The organism is Citrobacter sp. SX206 (genome assembly GCF_024181025.1).
In the GTDB taxonomy this organism is placed as follows: Bacteria; Pseudomonadota; Gammaproteobacteria; order Enterobacterales; family Enterobacteriaceae; genus Citrobacter; species Citrobacter youngae.
On the sequence record NZ_CP049738.1, the window covers coordinates 2,318,172 to 2,343,496 of the forward strand.

General features: G+C 49.7%; 26 protein-coding genes. 11 read left to right on the forward strand and 15 right to left on the reverse strand.

The annotated features are described in order from the left end of the window. Nucleotides 1–46: 46 nt before the first annotated feature. Entirely contained in the window at nucleotides 47–1,243 is a 1,197-nt protein-coding gene (locus tag G8S19_RS11330; protein WP_048211691.1) for a sugar transporter, read from the forward strand. A 34-nt stretch (nucleotides 1,244–1,277) separates the two neighbouring features. Here the strand turns inward: G8S19_RS11330 and G8S19_RS11335 are convergent, their stop codons facing one another. Beyond that, on the reverse strand, nucleotides 1,278–1,943 hold the full coding sequence (locus G8S19_RS11335; protein WP_048211692.1) for a MarC family NAAT transporter: 666 nt from the start codon (nucleotides 1,941–1,943) through the stop codon (nucleotides 1,278–1,280). A 257-nt stretch (nucleotides 1,944–2,200) separates the two neighbouring features. Between G8S19_RS11335 and marR the strand changes: the two genes are divergently transcribed. Genes marR through marB form a run of 3 tightly spaced genes read left to right on the forward strand, consistent with a single transcriptional unit; the run spans nucleotide 2,201 to nucleotide 3,286 of the window. Next, entirely contained in the window at nucleotides 2,201–2,635 is a 435-nt protein-coding gene (marR, locus tag G8S19_RS11340) for a multiple antibiotic resistance transcriptional regulator MarR (protein WP_048211693.1), read from the forward strand. Nucleotides 2,636–2,653: 18 nt separating this feature from the next. After that, nucleotides 2,654–3,037: an MDR efflux pump AcrAB transcriptional activator MarA gene (gene marA / locus G8S19_RS11345; RefSeq protein WP_140168326.1), complete on the forward strand. Its 384-nt coding sequence runs from the start codon at nucleotides 2,654–2,656 to the stop codon at nucleotides 3,035–3,037. A 30-nt stretch (nucleotides 3,038–3,067) separates the two neighbouring features. Beyond that, complete coding sequence (gene marB, locus G8S19_RS11350; RefSeq protein ID WP_048211695.1) at nucleotides 3,068–3,286, forward strand: multiple antibiotic resistance protein MarB; 219 nt, start codon at nucleotides 3,068–3,070, stop codon at nucleotides 3,284–3,286. Nucleotides 3,287–3,317: 31 nt separating this feature from the next. Here marB and eamA read toward each other — a convergent pair whose 3' ends face one another. Further along, nucleotides 3,318–4,217 (reverse strand): O-acetylserine/cysteine exporter, encoded by a 900-nt coding sequence (gene eamA / locus G8S19_RS11355; protein WP_124022068.1) that lies wholly within the window; start codon nucleotides 4,215–4,217, stop codon nucleotides 3,318–3,320. 198 nt (nucleotides 4,218–4,415) lie between these two features. On the opposite strand from eamA, the gene ydeE reads away from it, so the two are divergent. After that, nucleotides 4,416–5,603, forward strand: coding sequence for an efflux MFS transporter YdeE (ydeE, locus tag G8S19_RS11360; RefSeq protein ID WP_124022067.1), 1,188 nt, complete (start codon nucleotides 4,416–4,418; stop codon nucleotides 5,601–5,603). A 40-nt stretch (nucleotides 5,604–5,643) separates the two neighbouring features. On the opposite strand, the gene urtE is transcribed toward ydeE, so the two are convergent. From urtE to urtA, 5 genes are read right to left on the reverse strand one after another with little or no spacing between them, the layout of a single operon-like run. Further along, nucleotides 5,644–6,342, reverse strand: a complete 699-nt coding sequence (urtE, locus tag G8S19_RS11365; protein WP_061067881.1) for an urea ABC transporter ATP-binding subunit UrtE — start codon at nucleotides 6,340–6,342, stop codon at nucleotides 5,644–5,646. A gap of 9 nt (nucleotides 6,343–6,351) precedes the next feature. Continuing rightward, nucleotides 6,352–7,149 carry an urea ABC transporter ATP-binding protein UrtD gene (gene urtD / locus G8S19_RS11370; RefSeq protein ID WP_040231114.1) on the reverse strand — a complete coding sequence of 266 codons (798 nt, stop codon included), beginning with the start codon at nucleotides 7,147–7,149 and terminating at the stop codon, nucleotides 6,352–6,354. Continuing rightward, nucleotides 7,149–8,222 (reverse strand): urea ABC transporter permease subunit UrtC, encoded by a 1,074-nt coding sequence (gene urtC, locus G8S19_RS11375; protein ID WP_124022066.1) that lies wholly within the window; start codon nucleotides 8,220–8,222, stop codon nucleotides 7,149–7,151. Before urtC ends, urtD begins: the two co-directional genes overlap by 1 nt. Further along, nucleotides 8,222–9,796, reverse strand: coding sequence for an urea ABC transporter permease subunit UrtB (gene urtB / locus G8S19_RS11380; protein WP_253686626.1), 1,575 nt, complete (start codon nucleotides 9,794–9,796; stop codon nucleotides 8,222–8,224). Before urtB ends, urtC begins: the two co-directional genes overlap by 1 nt. A 45-nt stretch (nucleotides 9,797–9,841) precedes the next feature. Next, entirely contained in the window at nucleotides 9,842–11,113 is a 1,272-nt protein-coding gene (gene urtA / locus G8S19_RS11385; RefSeq protein WP_048211701.1) for an urea ABC transporter substrate-binding protein, read from the reverse strand. A gap of 486 nt (nucleotides 11,114–11,599) precedes the next feature. Between urtA and mgtS the strand changes: the two genes are divergently transcribed. Then, on the forward strand, nucleotides 11,600–11,695 hold the full coding sequence (gene mgtS / locus G8S19_RS11390; RefSeq protein WP_003032406.1) for a protein MgtS: 96 nt from the start codon (nucleotides 11,600–11,602) through the stop codon (nucleotides 11,693–11,695). A gap of 282 nt (nucleotides 11,696–11,977) precedes the next feature. Here the strand turns inward: mgtS and G8S19_RS11395 are convergent, their stop codons facing one another. Together G8S19_RS11395 and dcp are read right to left on the reverse strand one after the other, a co-directional pair. After that, nucleotides 11,978–12,904 (reverse strand): diguanylate cyclase, encoded by a 927-nt coding sequence (locus G8S19_RS11395; RefSeq protein WP_199954070.1) that lies wholly within the window; start codon nucleotides 12,902–12,904, stop codon nucleotides 11,978–11,980. 637 nt (nucleotides 12,905–13,541) lie between these two features. Next, nucleotides 13,542–15,587, reverse strand: coding sequence for a peptidyl-dipeptidase Dcp (gene dcp, locus G8S19_RS11400; protein ID WP_137363789.1), 2,046 nt, complete (start codon nucleotides 15,585–15,587; stop codon nucleotides 13,542–13,544). Between the two features lie 137 nt (nucleotides 15,588–15,724). Here dcp and ydfG point away from each other — a divergent pair, with 137 nt between their 5' ends. The 3 genes from ydfG (at nucleotide 15,725) to ydfZ (ending at nucleotide 17,638) form a co-directional block, all read left to right on the forward strand. Next, complete coding sequence (gene ydfG, locus G8S19_RS11405; RefSeq protein WP_048211705.1) at nucleotides 15,725–16,471, forward strand: bifunctional NADP-dependent 3-hydroxy acid dehydrogenase/3-hydroxypropionate dehydrogenase YdfG; 747 nt, start codon at nucleotides 15,725–15,727, stop codon at nucleotides 16,469–16,471. Nucleotides 16,472–16,557: 86 nt separating this feature from the next. Then, nucleotides 16,558–17,244, forward strand: coding sequence for a GntR family transcriptional regulator (locus G8S19_RS11410; protein WP_048211706.1), 687 nt, complete (start codon nucleotides 16,558–16,560; stop codon nucleotides 17,242–17,244). Between the two features lie 190 nt (nucleotides 17,245–17,434). Next, nucleotides 17,435–17,638, forward strand: coding sequence for a putative selenium delivery protein YdfZ (ydfZ, locus tag G8S19_RS11415; RefSeq protein ID WP_003032393.1), 204 nt, complete (start codon nucleotides 17,435–17,437; stop codon nucleotides 17,636–17,638). A gap of 66 nt (nucleotides 17,639–17,704) precedes the next feature. Here ydfZ and G8S19_RS11420 read toward each other — a convergent pair whose 3' ends face one another. From G8S19_RS11420 to G8S19_RS11440, 5 genes are all read right to left on the reverse strand, one after another. Beyond that, nucleotides 17,705–19,180 carry a mannitol dehydrogenase family protein gene (locus tag G8S19_RS11420; RefSeq protein WP_126320173.1) on the reverse strand — a complete coding sequence of 492 codons (1,476 nt, stop codon included), beginning with the start codon at nucleotides 19,178–19,180 and terminating at the stop codon, nucleotides 17,705–17,707. A gap of 165 nt (nucleotides 19,181–19,345) precedes the next feature. Continuing rightward, on the reverse strand, nucleotides 19,346–20,725 hold the full coding sequence (locus G8S19_RS11425) for an MFS transporter (protein ID WP_040231128.1): 1,380 nt from the start codon (nucleotides 20,723–20,725) through the stop codon (nucleotides 19,346–19,348). Between the two features lie 53 nt (nucleotides 20,726–20,778). Next, a complete protein-coding gene (locus G8S19_RS11430) occupies nucleotides 20,779–21,798 on the reverse strand; it encodes a Zn-dependent oxidoreductase (RefSeq protein WP_061067874.1) in 1,020 nt (339 codons plus the stop codon). Between the two features lie 13 nt (nucleotides 21,799–21,811). Continuing rightward, on the reverse strand, nucleotides 21,812–23,026 hold the full coding sequence (gene rspA / locus G8S19_RS11435; RefSeq protein ID WP_048211709.1) for a starvation-sensing protein RspA: 1,215 nt from the start codon (nucleotides 23,024–23,026) through the stop codon (nucleotides 21,812–21,814). A gap of 107 nt (nucleotides 23,027–23,133) precedes the next feature. Continuing rightward, entirely contained in the window at nucleotides 23,134–23,460 is a 327-nt protein-coding gene (locus G8S19_RS11440) for a YnfA family protein (RefSeq protein WP_005121149.1), read from the reverse strand. A gap of 154 nt (nucleotides 23,461–23,614) precedes the next feature. Between G8S19_RS11440 and G8S19_RS11445 the strand changes: the two genes are divergently transcribed. Further along, nucleotides 23,615–23,956, forward strand: a complete 342-nt coding sequence (locus G8S19_RS11445; RefSeq protein WP_048211710.1) for a DUF1283 family protein — start codon at nucleotides 23,615–23,617, stop codon at nucleotides 23,954–23,956. 37 nt (nucleotides 23,957–23,993) lie between these two features. Continuing rightward, nucleotides 23,994–24,554 carry a spermidine N1-acetyltransferase gene (gene speG, locus G8S19_RS11450; RefSeq protein WP_101743063.1) on the forward strand — a complete coding sequence of 187 codons (561 nt, stop codon included), beginning with the start codon at nucleotides 23,994–23,996 and terminating at the stop codon, nucleotides 24,552–24,554. A gap of 6 nt (nucleotides 24,555–24,560) precedes the next feature. Here the strand turns inward: speG and G8S19_RS11455 are convergent, their stop codons facing one another. Continuing rightward, nucleotides 24,561–25,271 carry a YnfC family lipoprotein gene (locus G8S19_RS11455; protein ID WP_082193773.1) on the reverse strand — a complete coding sequence of 237 codons (711 nt, stop codon included), beginning with the start codon at nucleotides 25,269–25,271 and terminating at the stop codon, nucleotides 24,561–24,563. Nucleotides 25,272–25,325: the final 54 nt, after the last annotated feature.

The window sequence follows — 25,325 nt, forward strand, 5'->3', positions numbered from 1 at the left end:
TTAAGATCGCCACCTCTCCTTTTTGCAGCTAACCCGATTTATACATATGACAACAAACACTGTTTCCCGCAAGGTCGCGTGGCTACGGGTAGTTACGCTTGCTATTGCCGGTTTTATTTTCAATACCACTGAGTTTGTCCCGGTCGGGTTGCTGTCCGACATTGCGCAAAGTTTTAATATGCAGACCGCGCAGGTTGGGATCATGTTGACGATCTACGCCTGGGTGGTGGCCCTGATGTCGCTGCCCTTCATGCTGCTCACCAGCCAGGTAGAACGCCGCAAGCTGCTGATCTGCCTGTTTGTCGTATTTATCGCCAGCCACGTACTCTCTTTCCTGGCATGGAATTTTACCGTGCTGGTGATTAGCCGTATTGGTATTGCTTTCGCACACGCCATTTTCTGGTCGATCACTGCATCGCTGGCGATACGCCTTGCTCCGGCCGGGAAACGCGCGCAGGCACTCAGCCTGATTGCGACCGGCACCGCGCTGGCGATGGTATTAGGCCTGCCTATCGGACGCATCGTCGGCCAGTATTTTGGCTGGCGCACTACCTTCTTCGCCATCGGTATGGGCGCGCTAATTACCCTGCTTTGCCTGATTAAGCTTCTGCCCAAATTACCCAGTGAGCATTCCGGTTCATTAAAAAGCCTGCCGGTGTTATTCCGCCGTCCGGCGTTAATGAGCCTGTATCTGCTGACGGTGATTGTGGTCACCGCGCATTATACGGCTTATAGCTATATCGAACCCTTTGTGCAGACCGTCGCCGGGCTGAGCGCTAACTTTGCCACTGTGCTGCTTCTGGTTCTCGGTGGCGCGGGTATTATTGGCAGCGTAATTTTTGGCAAGCTTGGTAATCAGTATGCCTCGGTGTTGATAAGCGCGGCTATTGCCCTGTTGACCCTGTGCCTGGTGCTGCTATTGCCTGCTGCTGATAGCGAAATGCACCTGGCTGTCCTGAGTATTTTCTGGGGTATTGCCATTATGGTGATCGGCCTGGGAATGCAGGTGAAAGTACTGGCACTGGCTCCGGATGCCACTGACGTCGCAATGGCGCTGTTCTCCGGTATTTTTAATATTGGTATTGGCGCGGGAGCGCTGGTGGGAAATCAGGTAAGTCTGCACTGGTCGATGTCGACGATTGGTTACGTCGGTGCACTTCCTGCCGTTGCCGCGCTGATCTGGTCAGTGATTATCTTCCGCAAATGGCCGGTAACGCTGGAAGAGCAACCACAGCAGCAATAAGAAAAAGGCCCGGTAGATATACCGGGCCCGTTGTTTAATGGTAGGTTTGGATGATTTCCAGCACGCCGTTAATAATAAACTGCACACCCATACACACCAGCAGGAAGCCCATCAGACGGGAAATAGCTTCGATCCCGCCTTTCCCCACCAGCCGCATAATTCCGCCAGAACTGCGCAGACATCCCCACAAGATAATCCCGACGACGGCAAAAATAATGGGCGGCGCAACCATGATCACCCAGTCCGGGAATTCGGAACCGTGCCGCACGGTAGAGGCCGAACTGATGATCATTGCAATCGTCCCCGGGCCGGCAGTACTCGGCATGGCCAGCGGAACAAAGGCAATATTGGCCGTCGGTTCGTCCTCCAGTTCTTCGGATTTGCTTCTCGCTTCCGGAGAATCATGCGCTTTCTGCTGAGGGAACAGCATACGAAAGCCGATAAACGCAACGATTAACCCGCCCGCAATACGCAACCCGGGAATCGAAATCCCAAACGTATTCATTACCACCTGCCCGGCGTAGTACGCGACCATCATAATGGCAAATACATAGACAGACGCCATTAATGACTGACGGTTACGCTCTGCGCTGTTCATGTTGCCAGCAAGGCCGAGAAACAGCGCCACGGTGGTTAACGGGTTTGCCAGCGGTAACAGGACTACCAGCCCCAGTCCTATTGCTTTAAACAAGTCCATCATAATGTCATCTTTCCTGTGCGTTTTTCGTCAACGGCAAGTATAAGGGCAAACTCCAGGGTTAAGCCATGTTGTCGATGTAAGGATTCATTAGTTCTCTTTACGCATAAACCCTACGGATCAGAACGTTAAAAACGCGCTATGCGTAGCGCGTTCCTGATGTTTTAGCAAAACGTGGCATGCGGCCACTCATTCATTTGACTTATATTTGCCTAAGCAATAATATCAGCCGTGACTAACTACTTGCCAGGGCAACCATTGTGAAAAGCACCAGTGATCTGTTCAATGAAATCATCCCACTGGGTCGTTTGATCTACATGGTTAATCAGAAAAAAGATCGTTTATTAAACGACTATTTGTCACCGCTGGATATCACGGCATCGCAGTTTAAGGTGCTCTGCTCCATCCGTTGTGCGGTGTGCATTACCCCTGTCGAATTGAAAAAAGTGCTGTCTGTCGATCTTGGCGCCCTGACGCGGATGCTGGACAGACTGGCCTGTAAAGGCTGGATAGAAAGGCTTCCGAATCCACATGACAAGCGCGGTGTACTGGTGAAACTCACCGAGCACGGCGCAGCAATTTGCGAGCAGTGTCATCAATTAGTAGGGCAAGACCTGCACCAGGAACTAACAAAAAACTTAACGGCGGAAGAAGTAGCAACACTTGAGCATTTGCTTAAGAGGATCCTGCCGTAAACAGAAAGAGGTATGACGATGTCCAGACGCAATACTGACACAATCACTATTCATAGCATTTTGGACTGGATCGAAAATAACCTTGAATCGCCACTCTCGCTGGAAAAAGTGTCTGAGCGTTCAGGTTACTCCAAATGGCACCTGCAGCGGATGTTCAAAAAAGAAACCGGTCATTCATTAGGTCAATACATCCGTAGCCGCAAAATGACTGAAATAGCGCAAAAATTGAAAGAGAGTAACGAACCGATCCTCTATCTTGCAGAGCGTTACGGTTTTGAGTCTCAGCAAACGCTGACCCGGACCTTCAAGAACTATTTTGATGTACCGCCGCATAAATATCGGGTGACGAATATGCATGGCGAATCCCGGTATTTGCTCCCGCTCAATCAATGCAATTGCTAATCGCCAGTTAACGACGTAACCGAGGAAATCATGAAACTTCTGTCTTATGCGATGCTGGCCCTGCTGCTTGTTGCGTCGGGCCAGAGCATGGCGGAACAGACCCCGCAACCGACAACGCAAAATAATCGCGACGCGATGATTATGCCCCCTGCGCACGATCAGTCCCCGTTCGATTTTAATCATATGGGTGCCGGCAGCGATAAATCCGATGAGTTAGGCGTGCCTTATTACAATATGCACAGCCTGTAATTATTTAGCCCCGTCACTGCGGGGCTTTTTTTTAACCCTTCACCTGCACAATCTTGCGCAAGCGAAAACCGAACACGTTGATATACAACCCCGCCATGATCAACAACGCACCAAGCAGTTGCAGCCCGGTTAACGTTTCATCCAGCAGCACTGCGGCACTGGCCAACCCTACCACGGGTACCAGCAACGACAATGGCGCAACACGCCAGGTTTCATAGCGCCCCAGCAGAGAACCCCAAATGCCATAGCCCACAATGGTCGCCACAAAGGCCAGATACACCAGGGACAGGATGGTGGTCATATCGATCGCCACAAGGCTCTGCACGATTTGCGCTGGGCCATCAAGCAATGCCGATGCCAGAAAAAACGGTACGACAGGAATTAATGCGCTCCACACCACCAGCGACATGACCGCTGGACGCGAAGTATGCTGCATAATTTTCTTGTTAAAGATATTACCGCAGGCCCAGCTCAGTGCCGCCGCCAGCGTCAGCATAAAGCCAAGCATACCAACATGTTGTCCATTGAGACTCGCCTCAATCAATACCAGCACACCGAACACCGCCAGCGCGATACCGACCAGTTGCTTCCCCTGCAAACGCTCGCCAAAGGCGAACGCGCCCAGCACGATAGTGAAAAACGCTTGCGCCTGTAAAACCAGCGATGCCAGACCGGCAGGCATCCCAAACTTGATGGCGCTAAACAGAAAAGCGAACTGACCGAAGCTGATGGTCAGGCCATAGCCAAGTAACAGCGAGAGCGGGATCTTCGGGCGGGCAACAAAAAAGATTGCGGGAAACACCACCAGTAAAAAGCGCAAGCCTGCCAGCATCAACGGCGGCATATTGTGTAGTCCCACCTTAATGACAACAAAGTTCAGCCCCCAAACTACGACAACCAGTAACGCCAGCAACCCATCTTTACGCGACATACCACCGCCCCTGCAAATATTAAATTTTTGTAAACAAGTTAAGGTAACGGAAATCGTTGTACCGTAACAGATCATTAATTCAGGTAGGCCACACAGGGCATTTTCAGACAACTTATTGAGTGTACATCACACTTTTAGCATGCTATTTGTTTCTGATATCTAAAAAAAACATAACAACATGCATTGTCGGGCAGAAAAATGAATATCTCACTGAGAAGGTCCACTCTCGCGTTACTCGCGTCATCTTTGTTATTAACCATTGGACGCGGAGCCACGCTACCATTCATGACGATTTACCTCAGTCGTCAGTATGGCCTGGGTGTCGATCTGATCGGTTATGCAATGACAGTAGCACTGACTATTGGCGTCGTTTTCAGTCTTGGATTCGGCATCCTGGCCGATAAATTTGAAAAAAAACGCTTTATGCTACTGGCGATCGCGGGCTTTGCTTGCGGCTTTATAGCGATTCCTCTGGTGCATAACGTGGTGGTGGTCGTTCTGCTCTTCGCGCTGATCAACTGTGCCTACTCCGTGTTTGCCACCGTGCTGAAAGCCTGGTTTGCCGATAACCTCTCAGCCACCACTAAAACAAAGATTTTCTCACTTAACTACACCGTGCTGAACATCGGCTGGACCGTTGGCCCGCCGTTAGGCACGCTACTGGTCATGCAAAGCATTAACCTGCCGTTCTGGTTGGCGGCCATATGTTCAGCCTTCCCGCTGGTGTTTATCCAGACATGGGTAAAACGCTCCGCAATCCCCTCTGAAGGTTTGAACGCGACAGTATGGTCACCCTCAGTTTTGCTGCGCGATAAAGCATTATGCTGGTTTACGTTGTCTGCGTTTCTGGCCTCGTTTGTCGGTGGTGCATTTGCATCCTGTATTTCTCAGTACGTGATGGTGGTTGCCGATGGTGATTTTGCTGAGAAAGTGGTGGCGGTCGTCCTGCCCGTCAACGCAGCAATTGTGGTATCGCTGCAATATGCTGTCGGACGCAGACTGACGTCTGCAAACATCCGCCCGCTGATGGCTGCGGGTACACTTTTTTTTGTTATCGGTCTGGTCGGTTTTACCTTCTCTGGCAACAGCCTGCTGTTCTGGGGGATTTCAGCCGCCTTTTTCACCATTGGCGAGATCATCTACGCGCCGGGTGAATACATGCTGATCGACAACATCGCACCGGCAGGTATGAAAGCCAGTTACTTTTCCGCCCAGTCACTGGGCTGGCTTGGCGCGGCGGTAAACCCATTAGTCAGCGGGGTCATCCTGACCACACTGCCCCCATGGTCGCTGTTTGTCGCACTAATGGTGGCGATTGTCCTGGCCTGGGCGTTAATGATAAAAGGCATACGCGCCAAACCCTGGAGCCAGCCGGCAGTCTGCTGAAAATTACTGCGACAGTGCCAAAACGGCACTGTCGCCTGATTTAGATGGCAACCAACCCACGCACACCTTCTGCTGCCATATTTTCACCTGATCCACGTTGAATAATGCTGCCTCGCGACATTAACAGGTATTTGTCTGCAAGCTGTTCGGCAAAGTCATAAAACTGCTCCACCAGCAATATAGCCATATCACCACGATGGGCCAGTTGGCTAATAACCAGGCCAATCTCCTTAATCACCGAAGGCTGGATCCCCTCTGTTGGTTCATCGAGGATCAACAACTGCGGGCGACTGGCCAGCGCCCGGCCAATAGCTAACTGTTGCTGTTGCCCGCCCGACAAATCACCGCCCCGCCGGTATTTCATCTCCTGTAATACCGGAAACAACGCATAAATTTCATCCGGTACACGTTTTGCCTCTTGCGCTGAAAACCGGGAGAGTCCCAGCAACAGATTCTCTTCAACCGTCAGGCGAGGAAAAATATCGCGTCCCTGCGGCACATACGCTACCCCCGCCAGCACCCGCTGATGTGGCTTACGGAGAGTAATGTTTTTACCCTGCCAGATAACACTGCCGCTGCGGGTTGGAATCAGACCCATCAGGCACTTCAGCAGTGTCGTTTTGCCAACCCCATTACGCCCCAGCAGACATGTTACTTCACCTATACGCGCCTCAAAACTCACGCCACGCAGGATATGGCTGCCGCCATAGTATTGATTTAGTTCATTTACCTGTAGCATCAGCACTCCTTAGCGTCCGAGATACACTTCAATCACCTGCTCATTGGCCTGAACATCGCGCAGGCTCCCCTCGGCCAGTACCCGCCCCTGGTGCAATACCGTGACGTGATCAGCAATGCTCTCAACAAACCCCATATCGTGCTCAACCACCATCAGAGAATGTTTTCCGGCAAGCTGGCGAAACAGTTCAGCGGTGTATTCCGTCTCAGCATCCGTCATCCCGGCAGCTGGCTCATCCAGTAGCAACAAATGCGGCTCCTGCACCAGCAACATACCAATCTCCAGAAATTGTTTCTGCCCATGGGAAAGGCGTCCGGCACGACGGGCGCGTTCGTTACTCAGTCGCAACAGCGTCAACATGTCATCGATGCGATCCCGCTGTTCTCCCGATAAACACGCCCGTAATGACCCCCAAACGGATTTATCATTTTTCATCGCCAACTCGAGGTTCTCTTCCACCGTCAACGCTTCAAAAACGGTCGGTTTCTGAAATTTGCGACCAATGCCCTGGCGAGCAATGGCGATGGCGTCGAGTGATGTTAAATCAATGGATTGATCGTAAATCGCCCGCCCACTTTGCGGCTTCGTTTTACCGGTGATGACATCCATCAACGTGGTTTTTCCCGCGCCATTGGGTCCAATAACGCAGCGTAACTCGCCAACCCCAATATTGAGCGTCAAATCCGTTAGCGCCTGGAAACCATCAAAGTTAACGTTTATTTTTTCCAGTTGGAGCACCGGATCTGTTTGATTGCGAAAACGATCGCCCGGCATCTGGCGGGTAAAAAGCCCTTCATCTGGCTGCATTATTTGTCTCCCTTGCGAAACAGACCAATTACGCCTCGAGGCAAAAACAGCGTAACGCCAATAAAAATCAGGCCGAGAAACAGTTGCCAGTATTCAGGCATGATGACGGTAAACCAACTTTTAGCGCCGTTCACGAGCACCGCGCCAAACACCGGGCCAATCAACGTACCGCGCCCACCCAGTGCGACCCAAATCGCGGCTTCAATTGAGTTGGTGGGTGACATTTCACTGGGGTTAATGATCCCCACCTGCGGAACATACAGCGCCCCCGCCAGCCCGCACAGGACGGCAGAGAGTGTCCATACCAGTAGTTTGAAACCCTTTGGGTCATACCCGCAGAACATCAACCGATTTTCAGCGTCGCGAACGGCTGTCAAAATACGGCCAAATTTACTGCGAGCCAGCGCCCATCCGAGCCACAGCGCCAGAATCAGCAGCACAACGGTCGCCAGGAACAACGCGATACGTGTCGTGGTCGCCGTCACCGAAAATCCCAGAATGGTGGTAAAACCGGTAAATCCGTTATTGCCGCCAAACCCGGTTTCGTTACGGAAGAACAACAGCATGCCGGCAAAGGTCAGCGCCTGCGTCATGATGGAGAAATAGACCCCTTTGATTTTTGAACGGAAGGCAAACCAGCCAAACACCAACGCCAGCAAGCCAGGCACCATAACAACCAATATCATCGCCCAAAGAAAATGCTGCGTTCCCCACCAGAACCACGGAAGTTCAGTCCACGACAGGAACGACATAAAAGCTGGCACCCCTTCACCAGATGCCTGGCGCATCAGGTACATCCCCATCGCATAACCGCCCAGCGCAAAGAAAATACCGTGGCCCAGCGACAGCATTCCGGCATATCCCCACACCAGATCCAGGGCAACTGCCACAATGGCATAACAGAGAATTTTCCCAACCAGTGTCAGTGTCCAGACAGATATCGCCAGCGGATGATCCGTAGGCAGCAGCGCGAGAAATGGCAGAATAATCAGTGCCAGCAGTAAAGCCAGCCCCAGCACACAGGTAATACGCGGCGCTTTGCGCGCCAGCGTTAATGTCATTGGCATCGTCATCAGTCAATGACCCTCCCTTTTAGCGCAAACAGCCCCTGCGGACGTTTTTGAATAAACAGAATAATCAGCACCAGAATCATAATTTTGCCGAGGACGGCCCCAACCTGCGGTTCGAGAATCTTGTTGAAAATCCCCAAACCAAACGCCGCCGCGACGCTCCCGGCAAGCTGTCCAACGCCTCCCAGCACCACCACCAAAAATGAATCAATGATGTAGCTTTGCCCCAGTTCTGGCCCAACGTTGCCCAACTGCGATAGCGCCACGCCCCCAAGTCCGGCAATGCCGGAGCCGAGACCAAATGCCAACATATCCACGCGCCCCGTGGGAACGCCGCAGCAATCTGCCATGCTGCGGTTTTGTGTCACTGCACGCACGCGCATACCCAGACGGGTTTTATTCAGCAACAACCAGGTGAAGGACAGCACCAGAATGGCAAATCCCAGCACCACAATCCGGTTCCACGGCAAAATCAGATTGGCATAGACCTGAATACCGCCCGACAGCCATGCCGGGTTAGCTACCTCAAGGTTTTGCGCACCAAAGGTCATGCGCACCAACTGGATCAGCATCAGGCTAATCCCCCAGGTTGCCAGTAGCGTTTCAAGTGGGCGTCCGTACAAATGGCGGATCACTGTGCGTTCCAGCAGCATTCCCATAGCGGCGGTCAGCAGGAAGGCAACCGGCAGCGCAATCAGCGGATAAAAGGCTAACCACTGCGGGAAAAACTGGCTCATCAGCTGTTGCACTATCCAGGTACAATAAGCACCAAGCATCAGCATTTCACCGTGCGCCATATTAATGACGCCGAGTAACCCGTAGGTGATGGCCAGCCCCAGCGCCGCCAGCAATAAAATAGACCCGAGCGATAATCCCATAAACGCCTGGCCAAGCAACTCTCCAACCTTCATTCGATGTTCAATGGTATTCAGGCTTTCGCTGGCGGCAGCGCGTACACGCGCATCGGGTTCATGTTCCAGTTGGGTGAAAGGCTGTAATCGCGCTTGTGTTTCAGGATCATTGGATGCGCCCAGCAATTCGATGGCCCGGCGCCTGACATCGGGCGAACTACTGTTCAGTTGCAGGTTTGCCAGAGCAGCCGCCAGGGTGGATTTCACGCCAGCATCCGTCTCCTGCAGCAGCCTTTGCTGCAAAAATGGCAGCATCACTGGCAGTGCTTCACGTTGTAATGTTCGGGCAGCAGTCATTCTAAAAGTGACATTGTCACTTAATAACTGATGAACAGACAATGTGCCAGCCACCAGGTTACGCAGGCGGTTAGTCAGGCGGATTTTTTTTAATTCACCACTGGGTGTGCTGCCCGCCCCCAGAGATTGCACACGCGAACCGTTCATCGTGAATGCATTTTTAACGTCGTCGGTCAGCAGGTTTTCGCCACTCAGGGCATTAAGCAAAGGTAAACGCTGAACATCGGGGTTAATCGCCCATTGTTCCAGTAATGTCGCCTGCTGTGTCCGACTGGCCGCGGCGAAGGTATCGGCATCTGTTGCCTGCGCTATCCACGGCAAAAGCCACGTCAGCAACAACACGCCACGAATAAAGCGCATGGCTTTCATGATAGCGTTCTCCAAAATTGGGCCCTCCCACAGGAGGGCGTAAGATCAGTTGCTGGCGGTTTTGACGGGCTGCTCAGATTTTTTATCATTCCCGGCGATATACGGACTCCACGGTTGGGCACGGACCGGGGCATCCGTTTGCCATACCACGTTAAACTGACCGTTACTTTCAATTTCGCCAATCATGACGGGTTTATGCAGGTGATGGTTCGTTGCATCCATTGTCAGCGTAAAGCCAGAAGGTGCAGAGAATGATTGCCCCGCCATGGCTGCACGGACTTTATCGACATCCGTCGTTCCGGCTTTTTCAACCGCCTGCGCCCACATGTGCAGGCCAACATACGTGGCTTCCATCGGATCGTTCGTGACCACAGAATCAGCATTCGGCAGTTTGTGCGCTTTCGCATAGGCGCGGTAATCAGCGATAAATTGCTTATTGGTGGCATTATCAACGGATTCAAAATAGTTCCAGGCCGCAAGATTGCCTACCAGGGGTTTGGTATCAATACCGCGCAGCTCCTCTTCTCCAACAGAGAACGCAACAACCGGAACATCGGTCGCTTTCAGACCCTGGTTTGCCAGCTCTTTATAGAACGGAACGTTAGAGTCGCCATTAATGGTTGATACCACCGCCGTTTTTCCCCCGGCGGAGAATTTTTTGATGCTGGCGACGATGGTCTGGTAATCGCTGTGGCCAAACGGGGTATAAACCTCTTCAATGTCTTTATCCGCAATGCCTTTTGAATGCAGCCAGGCACGGAGAATTTTATTGGTTGTTCGCGGATAAACGTAATCGGTGCCCAGCAGGAAGAAACGTTTTGCACTGCCACCGTCTTCACTCATCAGATACTCAACCGCCGGAATGGCCTGCTGATTGGGCGCGGCGCCGGTATAGAAAACGTTAGGTGACATCTCTTCACCTTCATATTGCACGGGATAAAACAACAGGCCGTTTAACTCTTCAAATACCGGCAGTACAGATTTGCGCGAAACCGATGTCCAGCAACCAAAAACCACCGCCACTTTGTCCTGGCTTAGCAACTGACGGGCTTTTTCGGCAAACAGCGGCCAGTTTGACGCCGGATCAACCACTACCGGCTCCAGTTTTTTTCCCAGTACACCGCCTTTGGCGTTGATCTCATCAATGGTCATCAACGCCACATCCTTCAGCGGTGTTTCAGAAATAGCCATTGTCCCGGACAACGAATGCATGATGCCAACTTTAATGGTGTCGGCAGCCTGAACGCTAAAACTCATCCCCATAGCCACAACAGAGGCCGAAAGAGCAAAGGCTTTTAATAATGTACGACGCTGCATAGTTTCACTCCTGAAAGTAGACTTGCTGAAAGCTCCGGTGCAGCCGGAAAGGCAAAACGGTGCAAATTAAGGGTGTTCAGAAGGAATAAGGCAAAAACAGTGCCAGATATGAAAAAGGCATATAATTCAATAAATTATAAATACCATCAATGAAATGCAGATAAAAAGAATGCGTCGCCATGACGGCAAGAGAGAAGAATTGAACCACCATGACACAGTGTTGCATTATAAACGTGCAACATCTTGTGTCCGGACAACCCGGTAGCTACGGCGGATTACAAGATAACATTATGATTATTTGCAGATGGGGGCGCCTGTTTCGTCACGATTATTTATTTTCTTCGACGAGAAAAAGCCAAAACCTTACATTTCAGACGAAATATTCACACAGTTCACTCTTTGTTTAAGTTCCAATTGCTACTATAGTCATTAACGAGGTGAAATTAAGGTAAGAGAGGAAACTCAATAGATAAAGGAGCATTTACTATGCTGGGTAATATGAATATTTTTATGGCTGTTCTGGGAATTATTTTATTTTCCGGTTTCCTGGCCGCGTATTTTAGCCACAGATGGGATGATTGATGAACGGAGATAATCCTGCACCGAGCCGGCCCCTTGTCGCATAACTGCACAAGGGGCCATTTTTTACCTGCTTCCCTTCCCTGAATCATTTCTCAGAATTACAGATAAAAAAAACCGCCGGAGAAACCAGCGGTAAATGCTTGCATGGATAGATTTGTGTTTTGCTTTATACGTTATCTGGCAATTCCCTGCGAAGATAACGAATAGTCGGCTAGCATATCATCGACAACCGCAATGGAAGTTAAACGAAACGTAACTACAGCCGGTCTACACTGATAAAATTCACGCTCTGACGCGCGGTGTCAGTTGATCATTAGTGCCAACTAGCGTGATTTTCTCTTTTTCATCCATAAACATGCAGCGATTCCTGCCGGTTTGTTTCCCTTCATACATGGCTCTGTCAGCACGTCCAAGACCGTTGTCCAGCGTTTCACCCTGTTGAACTCTGGTAATGCCAGCCGTTACCGTTATGCCGATTTCGCCTTCTGGATAAGGGATTTTTTTCTGGCCAATCAGATGACAAAGACGCAACCCTGCCTGGCATGCCTGCTCGTCCGTTTTGGTTCGGATGATGACAATAAACTCCTCACCACCATAGCGATAAGCAACCTCATCGTATCGAGTCCATGCTAATAAATTTGACGCCAGACTGCGCAACACCATGTCACCAACCAGATGTCCGTAGGTATCATTAACATGTTTAAAACGGTCGATATCCAGCAACAATATGTACAGGTTAAGCGGCTCAGCATCGAGTAACTGCTGGTCAAACGACTCATCAAGCATTCTTCTGCCAGGCAAACCTGTTAACACATCAATATTACTGCGGATAGTCAGTAAATATATTTTGTAGTCCATGACCGCAGACGTAAATCCCAGTAACGCATCCTGGAAACTGTCGAAATGCCATGAATGGCTACGCTCTTCCACGATTGCCAATAGCAATTCCTTGCCTAACAAATGCATTTTCTCATGTGTCGCGTGAATATTGCTGACATAACTGCATTCATCATCATCGTGCTGTGGATGGTCTTTAAGCCACTGCCCAAATTGACAAACAGCGTGAGAGTCATCGCCCGAAATATCAGGCTGAGTAACGTCTGATGACACCACGCAGCGGAACATTTTCACTAGCCACTTATAATGAGCATCAATTGATTTGTTAAGTTCGATTAAAATTGCATCTATTTCCTGCGTTCTTCTGATCATCACGGTTTCCTTCCCTGTATGAACATTTAGACATGGGCATTTTAGCGCCAAAAAGGAAAACTTATGTAAATTTTTTAATAGTAATTAATATTAAGGAAAGAAAACAAAGATTACTTCGCATGATAATAAATTAACTTGAAATTAAAATAATCATGATAATCAATGCGATAGATTTTATTCTATTTTTCTTTTTTTATATTTAATGGAACCGAACATCCATGAGTTAAATCGCAAAAATAACGATAATATTAACCGCATGAAATGTGATATTTGAGAACGATTTCCTCAATGAACGGCTTCGTGGTAAAGAATCTGCCCGCCCATACCTGAAATCAGCTTATCTACCTGTTGCGTACTTATTTCTTAGGTACACGCGCCAGGCTATGAACACGCCTGGCAGAAAGGCAACTCCAACAATAACTGATTTATAAAGCACCCCGTCAAAGAGGTATGTGTCATGAGTGATTTTGTCTGCCCATACACACCAAATAACCCAGGTAACAGCAAAGCAGAATGAAATCAGCTCTACCTTTGTTGGCAACCTCATCGTCATTCATCCATCTCACATTTTGGGGAAGAAAAAATCACGCTAAAAACCGGGCATCGCGCCCGGTTCAATTTTTTGGCAGACAATGCCTTAGGCGCTCAAACCACGATGTTTGAGCATTGGCTCCATTTTTGGATCTCGGCCGCTCCATTGGCAATAAAGCTCAGCTAAGTCAGTGCTGTTACCACGGGACAAAATCGCTTCGCGGAATTTCTGCCCGTTTTCACGGGTCAATCCGCCCTGCTCTACAAACCACTGATAGCCGTCATCGGCCAACATTTGCGTCCATAAATAGGCATAATACCCTGCGGCATAGCCACCACCGAATATATGGGCAAAATAGCTGCTGCGATAACGCGGCGGTACAGCCTGCAGATCCAATCCTTCCGCAGCCAGGGCCTGCTGCTCAAATTCATCAACTGACAGCGATGACACACACTGCTCCAGGCTGTGCCAGCGCATATCCAGCAATGCAGCACTGAGAAGCTCCGTCATATCATAGCCTTTGTTAAACAAGCTGGCCCGTTGCATCTTCTCCAGCAATGGCTGGGGCATTTTTTCACCCGTTTCAACATGGCGAGCATAACGCGCGAAAACCTGCGGATCACTCGCCCAGTGTTCGTTTATCTGCGACGGGAATTCGACGAAATCACGCGGGGTATTCGTGCCTGACAGCGTCGCATACCGTTGGCTGGCAAACAGACCATGTAACGTGTGTCCGAACTCATGGAACAACGTGATGACATCATCCCACAGCAGCAAGGCGGGTTGGCCCTGAGCAGGTTTCTGATAATTGCAGACGTTGTAAATTACCGGCCTGGTTTCATTTTGCAGAGATTGCTCAACAAAATTTCCCATCCAGGCACCACCGCTTTTTGATTCACGGGCAAAGAAATCACCATAAAATAGCGCCAGTCCTACGCCATCATGATCGAAAATCTCCCAAACCCGTACATCCGGATGATAAACAGGGATGTCAAAGCGCTCGATGAATTTAATGCCAAATAGCTGGTTTGCTGTCCAGAAAACACCTTCATTCAGCACCGTATCCAGGGCAAAGTAAGGTTTAAGCAGAGCTTCATCAAGAGCATATTTTTCACGACGCACCTGCTCGGCATAAAATGCCCAGTCCCAGGCCTCAACCTCGAATTGTCCCTGTTGCTGATTAATCGCTTTCTGAATTTCAGCCTGCTCATTCAGCGCGCGTTGACGTGCTGCGGGCACGATCGCCCGCATAAAAGAAAGTGCCGCTTCTGGCGTTTTCGCCATCTGGTCGGCAATTTTCCAGGCAGCAAAATTCGCAAAACCCAGTAATGTTGCCTGCTCTCTGCGGATCTCCACCAGCCGTTTAATGATAGCGCGAGTATCGTTGGCATCATTTTTTTCCGCCCGCGTCCATGCCTGGGTAAACAGGTTTTCTCGTGTCTGTCGATCGCGTAACGCAGCAAGTGCCGGTTGTTGTGTGGTGTTCAATAGTGGGATAACCCAGCGAACCTCAAGTCCTTTGTCGCTGGCGGCTTGCGCCGCAACGGCAATTTCTTCTGCGCTGAGTCCGTCAAGCTGCCGGACATCATCCACGATCAGTGCACCCGCTTTGTTCGCCGCCAGCAGACGCTGATTGAACTGGCTGGTTAACGTCGCCGACTCCGTATTTAGCGCTTTCAGGCGTGCTTTATCGGCATCATTAAGACATGCACCAGCCAACACAAAGCGTTGGTGAACCACCTCCAACAGACGCAATGATTCACCTTCCAGCGCCAGCGAAGAGCGTTGCTGCCAGACGGCATCTATACGCGCAAAAAGTGCGTCATTGAGATAGATATCATTGGCCAGCGCGGCCAGTTCGGCGGAGAACTCCTCGTCAAGACGCTGCAGCTCATCGTTGGTATGCGCTGCCGTCATCGCAAAGAAAACGCTGGTGACGCGCGTCAACAACGCCCCACTTTGCTCAAGCGCCAGCAACGTATTTGTGAAATCAGGAGCCTGTTGGTTTTGCACAATCGCCGCTATTTCAGCGCGCTTTTGTTTCACACCTTCATCAAACGCGGGCCGATAATGGCAATCTTCAATCTGATCAAATTGCGGTGCCTGGTAAGGTAATGTGCTGTGGTGCAAAAAAGGATTTGTTAACGACATCTTTTCCTCCTGAAAACGATTTGTTTACTAGAGTAGGCCTCCCAGGATTTGACCGCAATCTCGTTAAGCAGGAATAGCTCTGAACAGAAATGACGTGCTATGGTAGTACTACATAAAAAGCGTTGAGGAACAGTGAGATGATCGTTTTAGTAACCGGAGCAACAGCAGGTTTTGGTGAGTGCATTACGCGTCGTTTTATTGAGAATGGGCATAAAGTTATTGCCACCGGACGCCGCCAGGAACGTCTGCAGGAACTGAAAGATGAACTGGGTAATAATCTGTATATCGCCCAGCTTGACGTACGCAATCGCGCATCCATTGAAGAGATGCTGGACGCCCTGCCTGCCGAATGGCGCAATATCGATATCCTGGTCAACAATGCCGGTCTGGCGCTGGGTCTTGAGCCAGCCCACAAAGCGAATGTCGATGACTGGGAAACCATGATCGATACCAACAACAAAGGCCTGATTTATATGACTCGTGCCGTTCTGCCTGGCATGGTCGAGCGTAACCGCGGACACATAATTAATATCGGCTCTACCGCCGGTAGCTGGCCGTACGCTGGCGGGAACGTTTATGGTGCAACCAAAGCGTTTGTTCGTCAGTTTAGTCTGAACCTGCGTACAGACTTACACGGCACGGCGATCCGCGTTACCGACATTGAACCCGGACTGGTTGGCGGTACCGAGTTCTCTAATGTGCGTTTCAAAGGCGACGATGATAAAGCAGGTAAAACCTACGAAAATACCACTGCACTGACTCCGCAGGATGTCACTGAAGCCGTATGGTGGGTTGCTTCGTTACCGGCTCATGTCAACATCAATACCCTTGAGATGATGCCAGTCACCCAGTCTTTTGCCGGGCTTAGCGTGCATCGAAGCTAAATGAGATACCCGGCCATGTGCCGGGTATAGAAAGCACTCGATAAGTGATAAAATAGCCGGGTTAACTCTCTAATAAGTAAGAATGAATGACCGTAGAAACGCAGCTCAACCCTACACAGCCGGTAAATCAACAGATTTACCGTATTCTTCGCAGCGATATCGTGCATTGTCTGATTGCACCTGGTACGCCATTGTCGGAGAAAGAGGTTTCCGTACGCTTTAACGTGTCTCGCCAGCCGGTACGAGAAGCATTCATCAAACTGGCAGAAAACGGTTTGATTCAGATCCGTCCACAACGTGGCAGTTACGTGAATAAGATCTCGCTGTCGCAGGTGCAAAATGGCTGTTTTGTACGTCAGGCCATTGAGTGTGCCGTAGCCCGCCGCGCCGCCTCGATGATCACCGATAACCAGTGCTATCAACTGGAACAGAATCTGCACCAGCAACGCATTGCCATCGACCGTAAGCAGCTCAACGATTTCTTCCAGCTTGATGATGAGTTTCATCAGAAGCTGGCATTAATCGCTGATTGCCAGCTTGCCTGGGACACCGTCGAGAATATTAAAGCCACGATTGACCGTGTGCGCTATATGAGTCTGGATCATGTCTCCCCACCTGAAATGCTACTTCGTCAGCACCATGATATCTTTGCAGCGCTGGTAAAACATGATGGCGATGCCGTCGAGCATGCAATGATGCTGCATCTACAGGAAATTAGCGAATCTGTTCAGCTTATTCGTCAGGAAAATAGCGACTGGTTTAGCGAAGACTAATACGTAGCTCACCTCTCACTGAGGTGAGTTTCCCCGAACAATTCCCTCTCCTGCATATCCCCATAAAAAAAGCTGTGATTTTGATCGAAAACAAAAAAAATCATTAACGAGAAGCGTATTTATATTGCGCCCGTTACGTGGGACTAAAAGCCCACGGGCTTTGACGGTAAGTTGGAAAGGAGAAAACACCATGAAAACATACGATCGTAACCGCAACGCAATCACCACTGGCAGCCGTGTCATGATTAGTGACACCGGACTCACCGGCCGTATTACAGCCATTGACACCGATGGCCTGACCGCTGAGCAAATCCGCCGCGGTAAAACAGTGGAAATCGAAGGATGTGAAGGCAAATATGCCCCCCTCGAACTGATTCGTTTAGGCATGAACTAATTGGTGTGAATGCCAAAAACAATGCGCCATCTGGCTGTCGTTAAAGCCGGATGGCGACATAAAGCGTTATCTTACTGACAGTAATTTCGCAGCATATTTTGCAACCGTTGCCTTCGCGCCTTCCGCCAGCAAAGTCAGGTACGCTTCTGTAACCCGCTTTTTAAACCGTTCAACCTGTGGCAGTTCGTCACCAAAAATAGCGTCAATAGCCAATAGCGCCTGCACACGATCTTCACCTTCGTGACTGTTCTGTACCGCTTTCTGGATCACTGGCAGCAGCGGATCGCTAATTTCAATGGCTTGTCCCTGCTCATCCACGCCCCCGACATAGCGCATCCAACCCGCCACACCGAGTGCAAGCAGATCAAAACCACTGCCGTGCACGATATGCCAACGCACAGAGTCAAGCATACGTTGCGGCAGTTTCTGACTACCGTCCATGGCAATCTGCCAGGTACGGTGGCGCAACGCCGGGTTGCTATAGCGGTCAATCAGTAAGTCGGCATAATGCTGAAGATCCACCCCTTTCACTTTTAATGTTGGCGCTTGCTCCTGCAGCATCAACGCGCGGGCGGCGACACGATAGTTATCATCACCCATGCAGTCGTTGATGTGTTGATATCCTGCCAGGTAGCCGAGGTAAGCAAGGAAAGAGTGGCTGCCGTTAAGCATACGCAACTTCATCTCTTCGAACGGGATAACATCTGCCACCAGTTCAGCCCCGGCTTTTTCCCACTCTGGACGCCCTGCGACAAAGTTATCTTCAATGACCCACTGACGGAACGGTTCGCATGCCACACCCGCCGGATCGCGTACCCCGGTAAGTTGTTCAATTTTGTCCAGCGTATCTGCGGTTACCGCCGGGACAATACGGTCAACCATTGTTGACGGGAACGTCACATGTTGTTCGATCCATGCAGCCAGCTCAGCATCCACCGCCCGGGCATACGCAGTGACAACATTGCGCATCACATGGCCGTTTTCAGGCATGTTGTCGCAGGACATCACGGTAAACGCACCTAAACCTGCGGCTTTACGGCGTGCAAGTGCTTCAACCACCACACCCGGTGCCGTCTTCGGCTGTTTTGGGTTTTGCAGGTCGGCGGCAATCATCGGGTTATCCAGCATCAATTGCCCGGTAGCCGGAGAATGGCAATACCCCTTCTCAGTTATGGTCAGGGAAACGATCGCCACCTGCGGTTCGCACAGCGCAGCCAGTACAGCTTCCAGACCATCAACCTGCGCATGCAACGCCTTTTTAACCACGCCAACAACTCTTGCGGTCCAGGCATCCGCAGACATTTCCGCAACGGTGTACAGGTTATCTTGCTGTTTCAAATCAGCAATCTGCTGCTCTCCGCCAATCAGGTTTACTTCGCAGTATCCCCAGTCGCTATTGTGATCTGCTGCCAGGATGTCAGCGTATACCCCCTGGTGTGCACGGTGGAAAGCACCGAACCCCAGATGAACAATACGCGGAACCAGTTTTGTACGATCGTAGTCAGGAAGTGCAGCCTTTGCCGCTAAGAGCTTGTTTTGCATTGTATGACCTACTTATCAATGAAATCAGGACTGTCTCAGAGTAACGCCTGTATGGTTGTATGTTTTGATTTGCATTAAACTTCCTATGATTGGTATGACATCATTTAAAGCTGTGTAATAGCATGATCAGGCCATCAGTTCAGACCTGACCATACCCTGTCCGTACTAGCCAGCCTGAGTGGCTCCAGCACGAACCGTCTCGGTTTTGCTCACTTCCGCAGCATCTTCCAGTACACTCAAATCACGGTCTTTCACTTCAGGCATTAGCAATGCTGAAACCAAACCAATGAGCGAGTAAGCCATAACCATCACCAGAATCGGCCACCAGGAATTTGTCATGTTGCAGAAAATACCGGCCAGAACAGGACCAAAACCAACGGCCACCAATCCACCGGCCTCTTTTGAAATTGCCATTCGGGTGAAGCGATTACGCGCACCGAACATTTCAGCCATGGTGATATTTTCGAGTGCGAACAATCCCAGCACCGCAAAATTATGAATAACAATCAGCGCTGTCATAATGACGCCGGGGCTATACGTTTTATCTACAACAATCGATAACATTGGATAAGCAAGAATAATTGCAGATATATTCAGAATTATATATGGTAAACGGCGACCAAATTTATCTGACAACCACCCTAGTAAGGGTATTGTAATAAAACCAAGCACAGAACTAATCATTAAGGCATCTGTCGGTATTGATTTATCAAACAACAATGTTTGCACCAAATATCCGGCGAGGAAAGTCTGAATTAGACCTGAGTTACCCGCCTGTCCAAAACGTAAGCCGGTTGCCAACCAGAAAGATTTACTGGTAAACATTGCACCCAGCGTATTTTCTGACGGGTTATTCAATGCAGGTGCGTTTTCCTCATTATTAACTTTCTCAAATACTGGACTTTCTTTGAGATTCATTCGCAACCAGATGGCAAAAACCATAACCACTACACTCGCCAGAAACGGAATTCGCCAACCCCAGGCTAACAATTCCTCACGATCAAGGGCAAAGAACATCACGGCCCAGATTGCAGTAGCACTTAATGTGCCGCAGTTAGTTCCCATTGCAACAAGAGAGGAAATGATACCGCGCTTTCCTTTTGGTGCGTACTCAGCGAGCATTGTACCAGCCCCAGAGATTTCGGCCCCTGCACCGAGACCCTGCACAATACGCAGCGTCACCAGTAATACGGGCGCAAAGATACCGATTTGTGCATACGTTGGCAGTACACCTATTAATGTTGTACAGATCCCCATCATGGTAATGGTAATAAACAGCACCTTTTTACGTCCAATGCTGTCGCCCATTTTGCCAAATATAAATGCTCCAACGATACGAGCAATATATCCCGCACCGTAGGTACCCATTGCCAGAATGAGTGCCATCGCGGCAGATTGCTCCGGGAAAAATATTTCATGAAATACCAGCGCGGCACCCAATGAATATAATTGGAAATCCATAAATTCGAGAGCTGTCCCTAACCACCCTGAAACGGCTGCTCTCACCAGATCTTTCGTTGACCTTTCGTGTTTTTCTTGATTCATATTGGCTATCTCTAAGAGGTAAGATGCGTACCACTTGCTCGCAGTTATTAATATTATTCAGTGAATGTGAGTAAAACTTTGCAGCAATGCTGCTGATCTTTCTCAAACAATTCAATTGCGTCGGTAACGTGGTGATAGTCAAAAGTATGGGTAATAAGTTTATTGGGGTCGATAAGTCCTTTGACCAACCAATCAATAACAACCGGGAATTTATTTGCATTTAATCTTGAAGAATAGATTGAAAGCTCTTTCCCTGTAATACCTTGCTGCACAATCTGGCAAGGCTCGCTGGAGAATCCCATTAAAACTATACGCGCAGCCGGTGATGCCAGCGTGATAGCCTCCTGTAAAATGGATGGATGACAAGCCGCATCCACGATAATCGTAGGTTTCAGTGTCTTCTCAGCAAGAAAATCCTGCAATGATTGCTGCCCATTATTGACTGTCCAGTCAGCACCGCACTGTTTTGCCATCGTCAAACGTTCGTCAATTCTGTCTGCAATCACTACCGTTTTTACTTTATAGACATGTTTAAGTGCCTGAACAGTCGTGAGCCCCATCGGGCCTGCCCCGTAAATCAGTGCGATATCGTTCTCTGTTGGTTTAACTTGTCCGGTCACGTTTGCGGCGATGGTAAAAGGTTCGACCATAACGGCATGCTCATCGGGCACGGTATCGGGGATCGTCCAGGCATTTTTCGCCGGCACGACAGCGTACTCGCTGAAACCGCCATCCCGATGCACGCCCAGCACCACCAGCGATGTGCAAACGTTAGGTTTACCAATCGAACAGGGATAACAATGTCCACAACTGATAACCGGATCAACGGACACACGTTCACCTATTCGCGAACGTTCAACCCCTTCACCTACAGCATCAATTACACCAAAGAATTCATGGCCAATAACTCGCGGATATTTCGCAAATGGATTATGTCCACGATAAATATGGCTGTCTGAACCGCAAATCCCCGCCAGTTTTACTTTTACCCGGACCTCTCCTGCTGAGGGTTCTGGTACTGGTCGCTGTGCGATAACAAGCGTATTCGGTTTTTCAATCACAATACTATTCATAACAAATCACTCCTTACCAGTTCCATAACGTGCCATCTTCAAGACGGGCGACCGGCAGATATGCGGGATCGTACGGATATTTCGCTGCAAGTTTTTCGTCAAACTCAATACCGAGCCCTGGTTTGTCACCTGGATGCATGTAGCCGTTATCAAAGGTCCAGTTATGCGGGAACACTTCCAACATCTGTTCTGAGTACCCCATATATTCCTGCACCCCGAAATTGGGTACCCACAGATCGAAATGCAGCGCAGCGGCCATGCAGACTGGCGACAAATCGGAAGGTCCATGAGAACCCGTGCGTACCTGATAAAGTGAGGCAAAATCAGCAATACGACGCATACCGGTGATACCGCCTGCGTGGGTAATAGTGGTGCGAATATAGTCGATCAGCTGTTCTTCAATAAGCTGCTTGCAGTCCCAGATACTGTTGAACACTTCCCCTACTGCAATCGGCGTGACCGTATGCTGGCGAATCAGGCGGAAGCACTCTTGGTTTTCAGCGGGGGTTGGGTCTTCCATCCAGAACAAACGGTATTGTTCAATGCTCTTACCAAAACGAGCCGCTTCAATTGGCGTCAGACGGTGATGCATGTCATGCAGAAGATGTTCATCAAAACCAAATTTGTTGCGGACGGCTTCAAACAATTTCGGTGTGAAATCGAGATATTTCTCCGTCGACCACAGCTGCTCTTCCGGCCACTGGCCTTTGGTCGCAGGTTCGTAGGCCAGGCCTTTACCTTTAGACATTCCGTAGGTGGTCTTCATTCCCGGTACACCACACTGCACACGGATCGCTTTAAATCCCATCTCTTTATGACGTGCGTAATCCTCCAGCACATCATCAATGGAATGACCCGTTGTGTGACAGTACACCATGACGCCTTCGCGTGATGCGCCCCCCAGCAACTGGTACAACGGCATATTCGCCGCCTTCGCTTTGATATCCCACAGGGCCATATCCACCGCAGAAATCGCCGACATCGTTACCGGGCCGCGGCGCCAGTAAGCCCCCTTGTAGAAAAACTGCCAGATATCCTCAATTCGATGCGCATCACGTCCAATTAGCTGTGGACACACATGATCTTTCAGGTAGGACGCCACGGATAATTCACGCCCGTTAAGCGTGGCATCCCCTAATCCAGTGATCCCATCGTCTGTCGTGATTTTCAGCGTGACAAAATTACGTCCTGGACAGGTAACAAAAACTTCAGCCCCGACAATCTTCATTTTTTAATCCTTACATCTCTTCTTGTGATGCAGGAAATTTACCCAACTGAACTACTACCATACAAGTATGAAGATCAAAAAAACGCTCACTGATCACAAAAAAGGCGCTATGCGCGCCCCCATCCGGCAACGATGATCAACATCCCGCACAGTGCTACTAACGCGCCGGACCAGTCGTACAGGCTCAGTTTTACGCCATCGACAATGCGTAACCAGAGCAGTGCAGTCACCACGTAGACACCACCATACGCGGCATATACCCGCCCGCTCGCCGCCGGATGTAGCGTCAGCAACCAGACGAACAGCGCTAATGACACCCCAGCAGGAACCAGCAACCAGGCCGTCGCCCCACGCTTAAGCCAGAGCCAGGGTAAAAAACAGCCAATGATTTCGCATAACGCGGTGACGAAGAAAAGTAATGTTGTCTTAAGCATTGAAGTAATTCAGTTACCTTCGGTTTAACCATGATACGACAGAATATGTCCAACGTATCCATATGCGCCCAGTGGGTATGCCCTGGCGCAGGAATAGTGTAGAATTTAACCCTGTTTTATCGTTTTTTTCCCTTTCTCATTAAAGGAATTCGCCATGAAAATTACACTGACCAAACGCCTGTGTCTGACGGCCATGCTGACGCTGGCGGCGGCCGTGTACACCTCTTCCGTATTTGCTGAAACCAGTAAACTGGTCATAGAGTCCGGGGACAGTGCGCAAAGTCGTCAACAGGCTGCAATGGAAAAGGAACAATGGAACGATACGCGTCAGTTGCGTCAGAAAGTCAACAAGCGTACAGAGAAAGAGTGGGACAAAGCCGACGCTGCTTTTGATAGCCGTGATAAATGCGAACAAAGCGCGAACCTGAATGCGTATTGGGAACCTAACACCCTGCGTTGTCTCGATCGCCGCACTGGGCGCACCGTTGCCCCATAATCATTGTGCTCACTAGAAGATATTGAAAGGATACGATATGGCAAGCGCCCTCAGTGTAAAGCTGCGCCCGCTGGAGCGTGAAGATTTACGTTTCGTCCATCAGCTTGATAACAACGCCAGCGTCATGCGCTACTGGTTTGAAGAACCTTACGAAGCGTTTGTTGAGCTGTCAGACCTGTATGACAAACACATTCACGACCAAAGTGAACGCCGTTTTGTGGTCGAGTGTGACGGTGAGAAAGCCGGGCTGGTGGAGCTGGTTGAAATAAACCATGTGCACCGCCGGGCTGAATTTCAGATCATCATTTCCCCGGATTACCAGGGAAAAGGTCTGGCAACGCGCGCGGCAAAGCTGGCGATGGATTACGGTTTTACCGTGCTTAATTTATATAAGCTGTATCTGATCGTTGATAAAGAGAACGAAAAAGCCATTCACATCTACCGCAAACTTGGCTTTATGGTCGAAGGTGAATTGATTCATGAGTTCTTTATTAACGGCCAATATCGTAACACCATTCGCATGTGTATCTTCCAACAGCAATATCTGGCCGATCACAAAACACCGGGTTCCAACCTGTTACAACCTACCGCTCAGTAAAAACGGTTAGTAGTAATCAATGGTGTTTTCAATCGAGTAATGATGCTCAACTGCCGGCTTTACGCTTTCGTCAACGATAACCAGCTGGCAGTTGACCGGATTAGCATACGAATCATACTCACAGGTTTGTTTGACGTTACCTAAAGGATGATCGTTCAGCATGCTTACTGCCGTGTAATCCAGTTTTTTCAATGGATCGGCTGACGGTTTAGCCTCAACCTGCAGCGTATTGTCCTTACTGACGGTGGTTTTGCCGAGCGGGTAGCCTTCCGCATCATACCGGTACTGCACCTTCATTTCTTTTCCCGTGGCGGACACAACAAAACCGTTATCGTCGGTATCCCACACTACGCCCGCAGAAGGCAGTTCCGCCAGTTGGCATTTCCCCTGTAAACGGATCCGTTTTTCCATCGTTTCGGCATCCCGATAGAAGTTCGCATCCAGCACTAACGCCATACCCGTATTATTTTCGACATCATGCAATTCCAGCGTATCAAAACAACCTTCCTGCGAGAGCGTACCTGTGACGCGCTTAGTCACTTCGCCTTTGTCGTTGAGCAGTGTCTGACTAAAATCTTTCACCGGGCCACGCAGCGGATCAAAATCAAATTCATTGGAGAAGCTGGCCATTTCCGGCGTAAAGGACACCAGCCCTTTGGCGTTATCACACCCAACCAACACGATACACAGGAAACCTAACAGGGTCTGTTTCTTCACATTTTTCACCGGGATAAGAAGATAATTCTCAATCATATTAGCAAATACAGTTAT

Coding starts and splice junctions, on each gene's coding strand:
- G8S19_RS11330 (WP_048211691.1), top strand. CDS start 47: ATGACAACAAACACTGTTTCCCGCAAGGTCGCGTGGCTACGGGTAGTT.
- G8S19_RS11335 (WP_048211692.1), bottom strand. CDS start 1,943: ATGATGGACTTGTTTAAAGCAATAGGACTGGGGCTGGTAGTCCTGTTA.
- marA (WP_140168326.1), top strand. CDS start 2,654: ATGTCCAGACGCAATACTGACACAATCACTATTCATAGCATTTTGGAC.
- marB (WP_048211695.1), top strand. CDS start 3,068: ATGAAACTTCTGTCTTATGCGATGCTGGCCCTGCTGCTTGTTGCGTCG.
- eamA (WP_124022068.1), bottom strand. CDS start 4,217: ATGTCGCGTAAAGATGGGTTGCTGGCGTTACTGGTTGTCGTAGTTTGG.
- ydeE (WP_124022067.1), top strand. CDS start 4,416: ATGAATATCTCACTGAGAAGGTCCACTCTCGCGTTACTCGCGTCATCT.
- urtE (WP_061067881.1), bottom strand. CDS start 6,342: ATGCTACAGGTAAATGAACTAAATCAATACTATGGCGGCAGCCATATC.
- urtD (WP_040231114.1), bottom strand. CDS start 7,149: ATGCAGCCAGATGAAGGGCTTTTTACCCGCCAGATGCCGGGCGATCGT.
- urtC (WP_124022066.1), bottom strand. CDS start 8,222: ATGACGATGCCAATGACATTAACGCTGGCGCGCAAAGCGCCGCGTATT.
- urtB (WP_253686626.1), bottom strand. CDS start 9,796: ATGAAAGCCATGCGCTTTATTCGTGGCGTGTTGTTGCTGACGTGGCTT.
- urtA (WP_048211701.1), bottom strand. CDS start 11,113: ATGCAGCGTCGTACATTATTAAAAGCCTTTGCTCTTTCGGCCTCTGTT.
- mgtS (WP_003032406.1), top strand. CDS start 11,600: ATGCTGGGTAATATGAATATTTTTATGGCTGTTCTGGGAATTATTTTA.
- G8S19_RS11395 (WP_199954070.1), bottom strand. CDS start 12,904: ATGATCAGAAGAACGCAGGAAATAGATGCAATTTTAATCGAACTTAAC.
- dcp (WP_137363789.1), bottom strand. CDS start 15,587: ATGTCGTTAACAAATCCTTTTTTGCACCACAGCACATTACCTTACCAG.
- ydfG (WP_048211705.1), top strand. CDS start 15,725: ATGATCGTTTTAGTAACCGGAGCAACAGCAGGTTTTGGTGAGTGCATT.
- G8S19_RS11410 (WP_048211706.1), top strand. CDS start 16,558: ATGACCGTAGAAACGCAGCTCAACCCTACACAGCCGGTAAATCAACAG.
- ydfZ (WP_003032393.1), top strand. CDS start 17,435: ATGAAAACATACGATCGTAACCGCAACGCAATCACCACTGGCAGCCGT.
- G8S19_RS11420 (WP_126320173.1), bottom strand. CDS start 19,180: ATGCAAAACAAGCTCTTAGCGGCAAAGGCTGCACTTCCTGACTACGAT.
- G8S19_RS11425 (WP_040231128.1), bottom strand. CDS start 20,725: ATGAATCAAGAAAAACACGAAAGGTCAACGAAAGATCTGGTGAGAGCA.
- G8S19_RS11430 (WP_061067874.1), bottom strand. CDS start 21,798: ATGAATAGTATTGTGATTGAAAAACCGAATACGCTTGTTATCGCACAG.
- rspA (WP_048211709.1), bottom strand. CDS start 23,026: ATGAAGATTGTCGGGGCTGAAGTTTTTGTTACCTGTCCAGGACGTAAT.
- G8S19_RS11440 (WP_005121149.1), bottom strand. CDS start 23,460: ATGCTTAAGACAACATTACTTTTCTTCGTCACCGCGTTATGCGAAATC.
- G8S19_RS11445 (WP_048211710.1), top strand. CDS start 23,615: ATGAAAATTACACTGACCAAACGCCTGTGTCTGACGGCCATGCTGACG.
- speG (WP_101743063.1), top strand. CDS start 23,994: ATGGCAAGCGCCCTCAGTGTAAAGCTGCGCCCGCTGGAGCGTGAAGAT.